13 protein-coding genes are annotated in these 13,346 nt (G+C 57.7%); 2 read left to right on the top strand and 11 right to left on the bottom strand.

Annotated features, from left to right (window positions below; all coding sequences use genetic code 11):
- Window positions 1-30: 30 nt before the first annotated feature.
- Window positions 31-846: an SDR family oxidoreductase gene (locus tag ACQKPC_RS19320; RefSeq protein ID WP_008075150.1), complete on the bottom strand. Its 816-nt coding sequence runs from the start codon at window positions 844-846 to the stop codon at window positions 31-33.
- Between the two features lie 299 nt (window positions 847-1,145).
- Between ACQKPC_RS19320 and ACQKPC_RS19315 the strand changes: the two genes are divergently transcribed.
- Window positions 1,146-1,298, top strand: coding sequence for a DUF3309 family protein (locus tag ACQKPC_RS19315; RefSeq protein WP_008012020.1), 153 nt, complete (start codon window positions 1,146-1,148; stop codon window positions 1,296-1,298).
- Window positions 1,299-1,358: 60 nt separating this feature from the next.
- Here ACQKPC_RS19315 and ACQKPC_RS19310 read toward each other — a convergent pair whose 3' ends face one another.
- The 10 genes from ACQKPC_RS19310 to ACQKPC_RS19265 form a co-directional block, all read right to left on the bottom strand.
- The gene (locus ACQKPC_RS19310) at window positions 1,359-3,452 is read right to left on the bottom strand and encodes an LTA synthase family protein (RefSeq protein WP_427625938.1); all 2,094 of its coding nucleotides are present in this window, start codon (window positions 3,450-3,452) and stop codon (window positions 1,359-1,361) included.
- Between the two features lie 548 nt (window positions 3,453-4,000).
- Window positions 4,001-4,603 (bottom strand): START domain-containing protein, encoded by a 603-nt coding sequence (locus ACQKPC_RS19305; protein WP_427625937.1) that lies wholly within the window; start codon window positions 4,601-4,603, stop codon window positions 4,001-4,003.
- 41 nt (window positions 4,604-4,644) lie between these two features.
- Window positions 4,645-4,899, bottom strand: a complete 255-nt coding sequence (locus ACQKPC_RS19300; protein ID WP_008012026.1) for a YkgJ family cysteine cluster protein — start codon at window positions 4,897-4,899, stop codon at window positions 4,645-4,647.
- A 158-nt stretch (window positions 4,900-5,057) separates the two neighbouring features.
- Entirely contained in the window at window positions 5,058-5,525 is a 468-nt protein-coding gene (locus ACQKPC_RS19295) for a translation initiation factor 2 (RefSeq protein WP_427625936.1), read from the bottom strand.
- An 87-nt stretch (window positions 5,526-5,612) separates the two neighbouring features.
- The gene (locus tag ACQKPC_RS19290; RefSeq protein ID WP_007903895.1) at window positions 5,613-7,052 is read right to left on the bottom strand and encodes a PLP-dependent aminotransferase family protein; all 1,440 of its coding nucleotides are present in this window, start codon (window positions 7,050-7,052) and stop codon (window positions 5,613-5,615) included.
- A gap of 210 nt (window positions 7,053-7,262) precedes the next feature.
- Entirely contained in the window at window positions 7,263-8,075 is an 813-nt protein-coding gene (locus ACQKPC_RS19285; protein ID WP_427625935.1) for an OmpA family protein, read from the bottom strand.
- Entirely contained in the window at window positions 8,072-8,428 is a 357-nt protein-coding gene (locus ACQKPC_RS19280; RefSeq protein ID WP_008073146.1) for a DUF4398 domain-containing protein, read from the bottom strand. The genes ACQKPC_RS19285 and ACQKPC_RS19280 overlap by 4 nt, the downstream gene beginning before the upstream one ends.
- A gap of 9 nt (window positions 8,429-8,437) precedes the next feature.
- Window positions 8,438-9,274 (bottom strand): substrate-binding periplasmic protein, encoded by an 837-nt coding sequence (locus tag ACQKPC_RS19275; RefSeq protein WP_427625934.1) that lies wholly within the window; start codon window positions 9,272-9,274, stop codon window positions 8,438-8,440.
- A 107-nt stretch (window positions 9,275-9,381) separates the two neighbouring features.
- Entirely contained in the window at window positions 9,382-10,311 is a 930-nt protein-coding gene (locus ACQKPC_RS19270; protein ID WP_427625933.1) for an electron transfer flavoprotein subunit alpha/FixB family protein, read from the bottom strand.
- Entirely contained in the window at window positions 10,312-11,061 is a 750-nt protein-coding gene (locus ACQKPC_RS19265) for an electron transfer flavoprotein subunit beta/FixA family protein (protein WP_007942046.1), read from the bottom strand. It abuts the gene before it with no gap.
- A gap of 546 nt (window positions 11,062-11,607) precedes the next feature.
- Between ACQKPC_RS19265 and ACQKPC_RS19260 the strand changes: the two genes are divergently transcribed.
- Window positions 11,608-13,272, top strand: a complete 1,665-nt coding sequence (locus ACQKPC_RS19260) for an electron transfer flavoprotein-ubiquinone oxidoreductase (protein WP_427625932.1) — start codon at window positions 11,608-11,610, stop codon at window positions 13,270-13,272.
- Window positions 13,273-13,346 lie beyond the last annotated feature (74 nt).

Raw genomic sequence — 13,346 nt, 5'->3', positions numbered from 1 at the left:
CCCTAACGACGGTCTTGCGCACGGGCAAGTTCAGCCTGCGGATTGTTTGGCCTTGGCGCGCATTTTGTCGGCCATCACGGTCATTTCGTTGTAGAGCAACTGCGGATCTTTCTGTTTGATCGCCCAGGCCATGCGGCCCTGTTCGTGAGGCAGAATCAGGAATTCGCCGGCGGCGACCTGCTGATAGATGTAATCGGCAATGTCGGCAGCGGTGATCGGCGAGCTTTCCAGCAACTTGCCGACCTGGGCTTTCATGGCCGGAGTCGGGCCGCGGAAAGAGTCCAGCAAGTTGGTCTGAAAGAACGACGGGCAGACCACATGCACGCTGACTTCCTCGTGGGCCAGTTCGATCAACAGACTTTCGGACAAAGCCACCACACCCGCCTTGGCCACGTTGTAGTTGCTCATGGCCGGACCTTGCATCAGTGCGGCCATCGAGGCGATGTTGATGATCTTGCCTTTGCTTTTCTCCAGTAGCGGCAGGAAGGCCTTGCAGCCCTTGACCACACCCATCAGGTTGATCGCGATCTGCCAGTCCCAGTCTTCCAGCGACAATTCACTGAAGAACCCGCCCGAGGCCACGCCGGCGTTGTTAACGATGACGTCGATGCCGCCGAACTTCTCTTCACAGGCTTGGGCGAACGCCGTTAGTTGGCTGTAGTCACGCACATCACAACGCTGAATGAAACCATCACCGCCGGCTTCGCGAACCAGCTTCAGGGTTTCTTGCAGGCCGGGTTCACTGACATCCGACAAGGCCAGCTGCCAGCCTTCACGCGCCCAGCGCAGCGCGATTTCGCGACCCAGGCCTGAGCCCGCGCCAGTGATCATCATGCGATTTTGCATAGCAAACAGCCTTGTTGTTCCGGGGAAGATGCACCGAGTGTAGCGAAGGATAATGCGCGACCCACGCTCCATCAGATTGCTGAATGGCCAGCAATGAACCACGGCGCGGTCCGGTTGTTTCAACTTTGAGACGCAGTAAAAGAAATAAACGTGCTTTCCAAATACATTAAAAAAACCTGGAATTTTTCTTCATATCCATGAGTCGGATTTAGTAAGCAGCTAGGATTAATACAAGTCCAGCTGATGGCTAAAAGCTAAAACGCTAGGTCAACCACAACGCTTCCAACAAGGAAACAGACATGGGCACAATTCTTATCGTTATTCTTATCCTGTTGTTGATAGGTGGCTTGCCGGTCTTCCCACACTCCAGAAGTTGGGGTTACGGCCCGTCAGGTATCATCGGCGTGGTGTTGGTGGTGCTATTGATCCTGCTGCTACTCGGCAAGATATAAAGGTTTTGCCGGCAAAAAAAAGAGGCCCTGCGAAGGGCCTCTTTTCTATTGCGCCAACACTTAGTCCGGCTTGCCGTCAACCACACCGGCGGTGTTATCGATCAGGCTTTTGGTGGCCGTCTGAATGAACGACTCTAGCTTCTGCTTGAGCGCCGCTTCATCAGCCGATGCCGGGATCACTTCACCTTTCGGATTGGCGCCCAGTTCGTATTGATACAACTTCGGCGGCATCTCTTTGGGCAGTACCAGCACGCGATCCCCGGTAAGCAATGCGACCGTCTGATCGCTGCCCGACGGCTTGATCATGCCAAAACCCTTGTCGCCTTCCGGCAGGTTCAGCAAGTCGCGACCCCAGCATTGTTGAATCACCTCTCCACCAATACGGCCCATGATGGTCGGCACGATGTCGATCTGGGTGCCGACGGTATGGTCGACCTGGCCGAATTTTTCCTGGACGCCCGGCCCGATCAGCAGCATCGGCACGTTGAAACGACCCAGGTCCATTTCAGTGATCTGCTGTTCGTTGCCAAAACCGTGGTCGCCGACCACCACAAACAGGGTTTCCTTGAAATACGGCTCTTTGCGGGCCTGTTCGAAGAATTGACCCAACGCCCAGTCGGAATAGCGCATGGCGGTCAAGTGTTCGTTGAGGTTGCCGCGATCGGTCACAGGCTTCACCGGCAATGGCGTCGGCAAAGCGTACGGCGTGTGGTTGGACAGCGTTTGCAGCAAGGCATAGAACGGCTTCTTGTCCTTGCCATCGCGAGCCTTCAATTCTTCCAGGCCACGGTTGAACATGTCCTGGTCAGACACGCCCCAGGTCGGATCGGAGAACACCGGGTTGACGAAGTCATTACGCCCGATGAAGTTGGTCATGCCCTGGTTGCTGAAGAAGCCCGACTGGTTGTCCCAGGCGAAGTCGCCGTTATAGACGTACACATCGTCGTAGTCACGGGCACTGAGCAACTGCGGCAGGCCGGACAGTTTGTGGCTGCCTTCAGGCGTCTGCATCAGGTATTCGAAACCCGGCAAGTTCGGGAAGCAGGCCATGGTGGCGAACATGCCCTGGTGGGTATGGGTGCCGTTGGAGAAGAAACGATCGAACAACAGGCCCTCTTTCGACAGTTTGTCGAAGTACGGCGTGATTTCACCCGGACGACCCAGAGCGCCCACCGAGTGACCGGCGAAGCTTTCCATCAAGATCACCACGACGTTCTTGATCGGCAGTGTCTTGTTGGTGTCGGGGCTGAAATTGCGACGCACCGCAGCGGTCTCCGGATCGACCAGCTTGTCACTCGGGGTCAACAACAAATCGCGCACGGTCTGCTGGGCCAGGGGCTGTGGCAGTGTGGCTTTCCAGACATTGTCGCGATGTTCGGACAGCCGGCTCTTGGCCGCTGCGATCAACGACAGCGTGCCGTTGAGGCCCAACTGATTGGCGAAGTTGGAGTCGGTGGTGTAAACGTCACCCCAACGCAGCGGCGGGCCTTGACGCAACGTACCGCGAGCCGCGACCACGCAGACCAGCAGGCAGACCACGAACACCACGCCACGCGCATACCACGGAGCGACCTGCCGCGTACTGATGCTGCCACCGCTGAACGGCCCGCGAGGACGCGTGGCGCGGTCGGCGCCCTTGAATGCAAGCGTCAGAATCAACGTGCCCACGGCCCAGGCCAGCAGGTAGCGAACCACCGGAAAACCGTACCAGAGCATGCTCATCACGGTTTTCGGGTCTTCTTTCACGTACTGGAAGACCAGACCGTTGAGGCGCTGGTGGAACTCGCGGTAAAAGTCCATCTCCATCAGGCCGAGGAACAGCGCGATGCTCGAGACAACGGTCAGCCACAACCGGAAGAACCCGCGAGCGGCCATCGCCCTGGCACTGAACAGGGCCAGCAGCAGCGGAATGCTGAGGTAAACCACCAGGCGCAAGTCGAAACGCAGGCCGTTGGCGAACGCTTCCAGAAAGGTCGAGGCCGGTGTGTCGAGGATCATCGAGCTGTTGTAGACCAGCAGCGCCACGCGCAGCAGGCTGAACATGACCATCATGACCAAGGCACACAATAGCGTGTAGGCCAGATGCGATTTGACGGTCGGTTGCAGCAGGCGACTAGAAGCTCGCTGCTGACTCAGGGCGTCCGGGTTTGCCATGTCGTTTTAGGACCCATTGGAAGTTGAAGTTTCAAAAATACAGCGGCGCCTTGCCTGATGCTGGTCGGTCAAGAAGCGAAAACCGTGGGAGCGGGCTTATGTGGCGAGAGGGCTTGCCCCCGTTCGAGTGCGCAGCGCTCGCAAATTTTTGGGTCCGCTGCGCGGCCCAACGGGGGCAAGCCCCCTCGCCACAAACCCGCTCCCACATGGATTGCGTTTAACTGACCGGCATCAGCTGTCTCGCCCTCTGTTGGCCATCCTCGGCCCCGGGGCTTGCGCGGTGCGCAAATGTTGCACGATCAACCGCGGCATTACCATTGATTACTGACCCGCAGGCCCGACTGTCGCTTGTAGCGTTGTGGGACAAGACGTGGTGCAAAGTTGCGGGCTGACTCATTGGGACGCGAGTGAATTGTCTTGGAGGCTTTGTGAAAATTTCGTTCAACGCATATCCAGAAACAAAATAAAGCCCCGTCCCTTGGTAAAAACACGAACGCCCCGATCAAATCGGGGCGTTGTTGAACGGGCATTATCAAAAGTATACGCGGTTACTTCTCGGCGCGTTCTTTCAGGGCTTTGAGGGTGTTGAACGGCGCATCGACCACAAACTTGTTGGCCAACCACGACGGCACGCTGCCGCCGGGTTCGGTATGGGCCTGATAAGTCACTTCGACTTGATCGCCCTTAGGCACGAGCTTCCAGAATCCTTTGACCTGGGCGACCCGTACAAAACCTTTTTCTTCCGGAACGTACTTGGGCTGCCCTTCCAACTCGCGGGTCAGGCTGCCATCGGCGCCTTCAACAGTGGTGACATGCAATACGGAGTCGCGAGGAGTGACCGGCCAAGGGGTATTGAATTGGGTGTAGGTCCAGCTCTGGTTACCTTCATGTTTGAGCAACTTCTGAGTCTTGCACTCGTGAATCCATGCACAGGCACCCGGCACGTCTTCCTGCAATGCACGCAGTTTGGCCATGGTGGTCTTCATGACGGTCACGCCACTGTAAGCCTTGTATTGGGAACCGGCCACTTCACTCAAGGACACCTTGATGCCCTCTTCTTCCTTGGCGGTTTTCCATTCTTCGGCCTGGGCCGTGGAGGCCAGTAAAACCGTCAAACCACACAGCACAGCCATACGATGCAGCGAACCCATAGTCTTATTCCTTATTGTTGAAGTTCCGTTCGTTGAACACATCACGCGGCCGTCATTTGCTCCCACCAGCCCAGCAACTTGATCGCTTCGTCGCTGCTGCTTCCGCAGACCTCGACATCGGCTTCAAATGCCGAACACACCGCAGGACGTTCCGGTTTGCCGAAAATGCTGCACAGGTTATCGGTAGACAGCTGTACGCAACGTTCTCCGGCGGCTTTGCCATTGGGCATTCCGGGAATCGGCGAACTGATGGAAGGGGCAATGCAACAGGCGCCACAGCCTTCACGGCATCTCATGACGACAAGCTCCTCGCGACGGGTAAAGGGACGTGGCACAGAGTAACGGCTAAAACGACTGTTTAAAATTACCTGAGCCCGGGTTTTTTCGTTGAAACGAACGTGACTGACCAGTCTCCGACAAAGCGTCTGGTCCGCGGGTCACGAATGCGAGGGATTTACTGCTTGAACTCGAATTCCAGCGCCGCGCCTTCAACTTCCCGACGCTCTTCATTGCGCAGTTGCAACTGCATTTCGTTGCTGAGCAGACGACCGTTGAGCTGGAACGGGCTGCTCTTGTCACCGAACATTTGAGGCAACAGCGCATCGTGTCGGGGCAAGGTTACCGTGCCGACCGGCTTCAGTTCTTCGACCATGTCCTTGGGCAGGCTCAAGTCGAGATTTGCGGAAGGGAGTTTGGTTTTCACGACTTCACTGGCCGGTTTCGACTTGGAAGCAACGGGGGAACGTTTCTTTACCGCTGCAGCCTTCTTTTTGGCCGGTGCGGCCTTTTTGACCGCTGCCGTTTTTTTCTCGGTGGTGCTGGCTGTCGGTTTTTCCTGAACGGAAGCCGCCATGACGCCTTCCGGGTGACAGGTCATTAACAGGCAGATCAACAACCAGGCGGCAGGATAAATCGGCTTCATGGACCCAACGGCGTGAACGGCAGAAGGCTACATGCTCTCCTGTTGGAGACGACAAGACAAGCGGCCAGTTCAGAACTGCCCGGCCGCTCAAAAACCGCTCGCCGTCTCCTGACAAAGTTGCGTCGCCAGCAACCCCAATGTCATCAATGCACGCTCGGCCTCGCGGTTCCAGGGGATGCCACAGTTCAGGCGAATGCAATGATTGAACTGCTCGGTATTACTGAAAATCAGCCCTGGCGCAATGCTGATGCCCTGCTGCAACGCACGCACATGCAGTTCCTGCGTATTCACCCGCCCCGGCAGGCTCACCCACAGAATAAAACCACCGGTGGGCCGGGTCATTTGCGTCCCTTCAGGGAAGTACTGCTGCACCGCCAGCTGAAAAGCGCTGAGGTTCTTGCGGTACTCCTGACGGATGTAGCGCAAATGCCGGTCGTAACCGCCGTTCTCCAGATAGGCCGCGATGCCCATTTGCGTGACGCTACAGGCTGAATGGGTGCTGAAGGTCTGCAAGCGCTGGATTTCCTGCTGGTACTTGCCGGCAATCATCCAGCCGATGCGCACACCGGGCGACAGGGTTTTGGAGAAGCTGGAGCAATAGATCACCCGATCCAGTCGGTCGTAGGCCTTGAGGGATTTGGTGCGACCCTGCTCGAACATCAGTTCGCCGTAAATATCGTCTTCGACGACCTGGATATCGAAATCCGAAGCCAGGCGCAGCAATTGTTTCTGCCGCTCTTCGGGCATGGTGCCGCCCAAGGGATTGCTCAGGCGTGTGGTCAGCACCAGCGCCTTGATCGACCACTGGTTGGCAGCCAATTGCAGGGCCTCGAGGCTCATGCCGGTGGCTGGATCGCTGGGAATTTCGATGACTTTCAGCCCCAGCAGGTCGGCCAGTTGCAGCAAACCGTAATAGGTTGGCGACTCGGCCGCGATCAGATCGCCCGGCCTGGTCAATACGCGCAGAGACATCTGCAACGCATCGACGCAGCCGTGGGTGATCACCACTTCCGACGGGTCGACCACCACGCCGGCGTCGCGCATGCGGATCGCCACTTGCCGACGCAACGGCTCGAAACCGGGGCTGAACATGTAGCTGAACGCCCGCGGGCTATGGAAACGGGTGACTTTGGCCAGTTGCTGATGCAGCGCCCGCACCGGCAGATAGTCAACGCTCGGTACGGCGGCGCCCAACGGGAAGACACCTTCGCGGCGGGATTCGACCAGGACTTGCTGAATGATGCTGCTGCGCGTGACAAGGCCAGGTCGCTCGACCCGTGCAATGTCCGGGGTTGGCGCCGTGAGCGCAGGCGTCTGGTGCACGTAGTAACCGGATTGCGGCCGGGCACGAATCAGCCCCTGATCTTCAAGGTTGGCGTAGGCCTGCAACACCGTTGCATGGCTGACGTTGAGCTGCGAGCTCATCTTGCGCACCGAAGGCACGCGCTCCCCCGGTTGATAAACACCGCGCCGGATGTCTTCGGCCAGTTGCTGAGCAATACGTTGGTAGAGCAAGAGATTGGTCATGACGCAGCACTCGATTTCACGGGCATTTTATTCTTGTGTGAAACAATACCGGAACAGTTTTGAAGTGTACTGGGACAGTTGTCACAATAGTCGACCGTACAGTGCATTGTCAGCAAAAACTGTACTGTTTTATGGAGAGTATTGCGCTGATTGGCAGGCACAAAAAAACCCGGCACTGCTGACAGGCCGGGTTTTCCAGTAACGCAGCCCTTAGCGGGCGGCGCCGAGCTGGCCTTTTTCGTCGGAGAACACAATTTCCACCCGACGGTTCTGTGCACGACCACGTTCTGAGGCGTTCACGTCCACCGGGTATTCATCGCCGTAGCCTTCGACTTTGATACGTTTGTCGTCGATGCCCAGGTCCATCAGCACGTCAGCCACCGATTGCGCACGGTCGCGGGACAGCTTGAGGTTTTCCTGTTTACCGCCAGTGCTGTCGGTGTAGCCTTCGATCCGCACCACGCGTTTGGGATTGAGCTGCAAGAACTGGACGATCTTCAACACCACACGATTTGCCGAGTTTTTCAGCTCTGCTTCACCGGTATCGAATAGCACATCGCCCAGAGTCATCACCAGACCACGGTCGGTTTGGGTAGTCGCCAACGCCACAATCTGCTCTTCGAGCCACTTGCCCTGTTGCTGCACGCTGAGCAACTTGGACTCACGCAGGGCCAGTTGCAGGCGCTGACGCTCGAGTTCGAGCTTCGCCGCGCGTTCCTCGTTGAGCACTTGATTGGTGTGTTCCCGGGCGATTTCGCTGTAGCGCCGGCTCAGGTAGGCGTAATGCACAACGTCCGAACCGCTGCCCCAGTAGCTGGACAGACGATCGGCGCGGGCCAGCGACTCGCCGGCACGGATCACGTCTTTGGGCGCAATGCGCAGCACGTTGGAGTCTTCCTTGACCTTCTGAAAGTCAGTGCCGGCCTGCTGGATTGCGGCTTCGCTGTGTTGACCAGCGCAACCATAAAGGCTTGCGCAACCGGCCAGGATCAAGCCGCCGAGTGCTTTGGTTTTCAGGCTCATTGGGCATCTCCCAGTTGCTTGCGCAGACGAGTGATGCGGGTATTGAGCACGTTCAACTGCTCCTCACTCTTGAGGGTCAGAACCCGGGCTTCGGCCAGACGCGCGTCCAGCTCGGCCTGCTCGGCCCGCATGCGCGCATTCTTGAAGGACTGGTCGGCCATGTTGCCCTTGGCACGCTTGAACTTGTCTTCAGCCAGTTTCAGCTCCGGCACTTCGTCGGCGGTAGCACCCACGGCCTTGGCTTGTTCGAGGGCCTGTTCGGTCAGGCGTATTTGTTCATTCGGCGCCGGATCGGCTGCACAACCCGCCAGAGCCAGAACGGCCAGGGCAGCGAAAAGAGGTCGAATACTCACTAAAAATCCCTACTGTTTTGGGGTACTGACAGGTTGTGGCTGCGGTTGTGAGAGTTGCGCTTTCCAACGCTCGATATTGCGCAGCAGCGCAGCTTCCGTCAGTCCGGACGCGGGCAATTCTGTCATCTTTTTAGCCAGCTGTCCGCGCAACCAAGGATCGTTGCAGGCAGAGTTATGGGAAACGGCAAGATACAGGCCCGGTTTGTCGATGGGGTGTGGGTGGGCCATCAAGTCATCGGCCATCCCCAGCGTTTGCACCAGGGCCATGCCCGAGTAGCGTCCGGCGAGGACAAATTCCACCTCGTTCAGCAGCAACTTCTGAAAGGCCTGGGTCAGATTGGGCGTGCGAACCAGAGTCAATTGCTGCTCGGCGAAAGTGCCAAATGACGTTGTTACTCGAGCCTTTTCTGACAAGGCGCCGGGATGACCGTGAAGGTCCTGGGCTTCGTTGTAGACCAGTAACGAGTCGTTGCGAGTCCAGACCAGGTAATCGTTCTCCAGCAGCGGTGGATGGATGTAATCCAGATTTTCCAGCTCACTGACCGTCAACGGCGCATCGGCCAGCATGTCCATGCGCCCGCTGCGCACTTCGTCCAGGGCCTGGGAGCGTTTGCCGGCGTAAAGCAGTTCGACCTTGATGCCCAACTCCCCCGCCACTTGCTGCAACAGGTCGGCGCTGGCGCCTATCAGGTACTTGGGGTTTTGCGGGTCTTGCCACAGATACGGCGGCGCGTCCGGACTACCGGTCACCACCAGGCGCTCACATTTGCCCGCGGCTATGGATAGCCCCGGCAACAGCGTCAGCCCCAGCAGTAATGACCAGCCACACACGCGGCGTAAATCCATGGGGACACTCCCTACAACCCAATATTTTCGCCCGTAGGAGCTCCTACAGAAGAACAAAAAAAAAGCCCGACCAAAAGGTCGGGCTCTTTATAAGTCAAGCCGCCGGATTAGACCAGCTTCTCGAACTCAGGGATGGCTTCGAACAAGTCTGCCACCAGGCCGTAATCGGCCACCTGGAAGATCGGCGCTTCTTCGTCCTTGTTGATCGCAACGATCACTTTGGAGTCTTTCATGCCGGCCAGGTGCTGGATCGCGCCGGAAATACCGACCGCAATGTACAGCTGTGGCGCAACGATCTTGCCGGTCTGACCGACCTGCATGTCGTTGGGAACAAAACCTGCGTCGACCGCGGCGCGGGAAGCACCGACGGCAGCGCCCAGCTTGTCAGCCAAGGCGTACAGGTGTTTGAAGTTGTCGCCGTTCTGCATGCCGCGACCGCCGGAAACGACGATCTTGGCAGCGGTCAGTTCCGGACGATCGGACTTGGCCAGTTCTTCGCCAACGAAACTCGAAGTGCCAGCGTCGTGAGCAGCCGCAACCGCTTCAACGGCAGCCGAACCACCTTCAGCGGCAACCGGGTCGAAACCGGTGGCACGCACGGTGATCACTTTGACCGCAGCGTTCGACTGAACGGTAGCAATGGCGTTACCAGCGTAGATCGGGCGCTTGAAGGTGTCAGCGCTTTCGACCGAGATGATCTCGGAGATCTGGTCAACGTCCAGGTTTGCGGCAACGCGCGGCAGGATGTTTTTGCCGTTCGAAGTAGCGGCAGCCAGGATGTGGCTGTAAGCCTTGCCCAACTCTGCAACCAGCGGAGCAACGTTTTCCGGCAGTTGATGAGCGTAAGCGGCGTTATCGGCCACCAGCACTTTGGCCACACCAGCGATTTTCGCCGCGGCTTCAGCCACGGCGCCAGCGCCCTGACCTGCAACCAGAACGTGGATATCACCACCGATCTTGGCGGCAGCAGCCACAGTGTTCAGCGTGGCCGGGGCCAGTACTTTGTTGTCGTGTTCAGCAATAACCAAGATAGTCATTTAGATTACCTTCGCTTCGTTTTTCAGTTTCTCGACCAGTTCAGCCACCGACTTGACCTTGATACCCGCGCTGCGTGCAGCCGGCGCTTCGACTTTCACGGTCTTGTTGGTGGAGGCGGTGGAAACGCCCAAAGCGTCCGGAGTCAGCACTTCGAGAGGCTTCTTCTTGGCTTTCATGATGTTTGGCAGAGACGCGTAGCGCGGCTCGTTCAAACGCAGGTCGGTGGTGACGATGGCCGGCAGTTTCAGGGAAACCGTCTGCGCGCCGCCGTCGATTTCGCGGGTCACGGCAACGCTGTCGCCGGACACTTCGACTTTCGAAGCGAACGTGCCCTGACCGTAGCCGCTCAATGCAGCGAGCATCTGGCCAGTCTGGTTGTTGTCGCTATCGATGGCTTGTTTGCCGAGGATCACCAGCTGAGGCTGTTCCTTGTCGACAACAGCTTTCAACAACTTGGCAACCGCCAGGGAAGTCAGATCTTCAGCGGATTCGACGAGGATGGCACGGTCGGCACCCAGAGCCAGCGCGGTGCGCAGTTGCTCTTGAGCGGTGGACGGGCCGATGGAGACGACGACGATTTCAGTCGCAACGCCTTTCTCTTTCAGACGTACGGCTTCTTCCACTGCGATTTCGCAGAATGGGTTCATCGACATCTTGACGTTAGCGAGGTCGACGCCGGAATTGTCCGCCTTGACACGAACCTTGACGTTGTAATCCACAACGCGTTTGACAGCTACAAGAACCTTCATGGATTCCTCGTTACTCTCCGGTGAAAAGAAAGTCGCCTAGGCGAACCTGGCGGTTGATGCTCATCGGCGCAAGGGCACCTCTAAAAACGCTGGCAGGTGTATCGGGTGAACGTTGCTCACGAGGCTGATAACCGTTCGTCAGTGGTGACCGACGAGTCATTCATTATCGCGGCGTGTAAACTGCGCGCCTGACCGCACTGCGCATCACCTTATACCGCCATCGCCCTGTCTTTAGAGGTGCTCTTGAAACCAACAGTCAGCCTACGGCGAGCGCAAAACCGACCGTATCTTGACCGGAACGCCTATTCCGGTCAATACGGCAAAATGGCCACTCATAAGCCGCGGTGACTTTGATTTATCTGGCTTTGAGCCAATTCAAACAAACGTTTGTATTGGACGCTAGGAGTGGTGTAGATATAATGCGCCACCTAGAGAGAAAGGTGAGTCATCCATTATCCCTTCCGACCGTTGCCGGAGGAAATAATGGATGCAACGCCAAACCTCCAATTAGAAAAAAACTGTTGAGCCTTGAGTAGGAGATAGCCTGTGGAACGCGAATACATGGAATTCGACGTGGTCATCGTCGGTGCCGGCCCCGCTGGCCTGTCCGCCGCCTGCCGTTTGAAGCAGAAGGCCGCCGAAGCCGGTAAGGAAATCAGCGTCTGCGTGGTCGAAAAAGGCTCCGAAGTCGGTGCTCACATCCTGTCCGGTGCCGTGTTCGAACCACGCGCCCTGAACGAACTGTTCCCGGACTGGAAAGAACTCGGCGCTCCGCTGAACACGCCAGTCACACGCGATGACATCTTCGTTCTGAAAAACGCCGACAGTGCGCAGAAGATTCCTGACTTCTTTGTGCCCAAGACCATGCACAACGAAGGCAACTACATCATCTCCCTGGGCAACCTGTGCCGTTGGCTGGCTCAACAGGCCGAGAACCTGGGCGTGGAAATCTACCCGGGCTTCGCCGCCCAGGAAGCACTGTTCGACGAGAACGGCGTGGTTCGCGGGATCATCACTGGCGACCTGGGTGTTGATCGCGAAGGCAATCCGAAAGAAGGCCTGTACACCCCGGGCATGGAACTGCGTGCCAAGTACACGCTGTTCGCCGAAGGTTGCCGCGGCCACATCGGCAAGCAGTTGATCAAGCGTTTCAACCTCGACAGCGAAGCCGACGCCCAGCACTACGGCATCGGCCTGAAAGAAATCTGGGAAATCGACCCGGCCAAGCACCAGCCAGGCCTGGTGGTCCACACCGCCGGCTGGCCGCTGGACATCATGGGCACCGAGAACACCGGCGGCTCGTTCCTCTATCACCTGGAAAACAATCAGGTGGTGGTCGGTCTGATCGTCGATCTTTCCTACAGCAACACCTTCCTGTCGCCGTTCGACGAGTTCCAGCGCCTCAAGCATCACCCGGTGCTCAAGCAATACCTGGAAGGCGGCAAGCGCATCAGCTACGGCGCGCGTGCTATCTCCAAAGGCGGCTTGAACTCGCTGCCGAAAATGGTCTTCAAGGGCGGCGCGCTGATCGGTTGCGACCTCGGCACCCTGAACTTCGCCAAGATCAAAGGCAGCCACACGGCGATGAAGTCCGGCATGCTTGCCGCTGAATCGGTAGCTGACGCACTGTTCGCTGACAAAGACGGCACCGAAGAGCTGACCCCTTACGTCGACGCCTTCAAGAAGAGCTGGCTCTACGATGAACTGTTCGCCAGCCGTAATTTCGGCCCGGCGATGCACAAGTTCGGCCCGATCATCGGTGCCGGTTTCAACTGGCTTGACCAGAACATCTTCGGCGGCAAACTACCGTTCACCCTGCACGACACCAAGCCGGATTACGCTTGCCTGAAACTGGCGGCCGACTGCAAGAAGATCGACTACCCGAAACCGGACGGCAAGATCAGCTTCGACAAACTCAGCTCGGTGTTCATCTCGGGTACCAACCACGAAGAAGAGCAGCCTTGCCACTTGAAGCTGGCCGACGCGAGCATTCCGATCGCCAAGAACCTGCCGATGTACGATGAGCCTGCCCAGCGTTACTGCCCGGCCGGCGTGTACGAAGTCGTCACCCAGGAAGACGGCGAGAAGCGCTTCCAGATCAACGCCCAGAACTGCGTTCACTGCAAGACCTGCGACATCAAGGACCCTGCACAGAACATCACCTGGGTGGCGCCGGAAGGCTCTGGCGGCCCGACTTACCCGAACATGTAAGTTGACTCGCTGAACATCAAGGCTCCCGAAACGGGGGCCTTTTTGTTGCCCGAAATTAAGCCACACCACAAAAC

It is taken from the genome of Pseudomonas sp. NPDC089918, assembly GCF_050280605.1.
Classification (GTDB): Bacteria; Pseudomonadota; Gammaproteobacteria; order Pseudomonadales; family Pseudomonadaceae; genus Aquipseudomonas.
The sequence above is the reverse complement of the archived record's forward strand: the minus strand, read 5'-3'. Positions and strand labels throughout refer to the sequence as shown.

Coding starts and splice junctions, on each gene's coding strand:
- ACQKPC_RS19320 (WP_008075150.1), bottom strand. CDS start 846: ATGCAAAATCGCATGATGATCACTGGCGCGGGCTCAGGCCTGGGTCGC.
- ACQKPC_RS19315 (WP_008012020.1), top strand. CDS start 1,146: ATGGGCACAATTCTTATCGTTATTCTTATCCTGTTGTTGATAGGTGGC.
- ACQKPC_RS19310 (WP_427625938.1), bottom strand. CDS start 3,452: ATGGCAAACCCGGACGCCCTGAGTCAGCAGCGAGCTTCTAGTCGCCTG.
- ACQKPC_RS19305 (WP_427625937.1), bottom strand. CDS start 4,603: ATGGGTTCGCTGCATCGTATGGCTGTGCTGTGTGGTTTGACGGTTTTA.
- ACQKPC_RS19300 (WP_008012026.1), bottom strand. CDS start 4,899: ATGAGATGCCGTGAAGGCTGTGGCGCCTGTTGCATTGCCCCTTCCATC.
- ACQKPC_RS19295 (WP_427625936.1), bottom strand. CDS start 5,525: ATGAAGCCGATTTATCCTGCCGCCTGGTTGTTGATCTGCCTGTTAATG.
- ACQKPC_RS19290 (WP_007903895.1), bottom strand. CDS start 7,052: ATGACCAATCTCTTGCTCTACCAACGTATTGCTCAGCAACTGGCCGAA.
- ACQKPC_RS19285 (WP_427625935.1), bottom strand. CDS start 8,075: ATGAGCCTGAAAACCAAAGCACTCGGCGGCTTGATCCTGGCCGGTTGC.
- ACQKPC_RS19275 (WP_427625934.1), bottom strand. CDS start 9,274: ATGGATTTACGCCGCGTGTGTGGCTGGTCATTACTGCTGGGGCTGACG.
- ACQKPC_RS19270 (WP_427625933.1), bottom strand. CDS start 10,311: ATGACTATCTTGGTTATTGCTGAACACGACAACAAAGTACTGGCCCCG.
- ACQKPC_RS19265 (WP_007942046.1), bottom strand. CDS start 11,061: ATGAAGGTTCTTGTAGCTGTCAAACGCGTTGTGGATTACAACGTCAAG.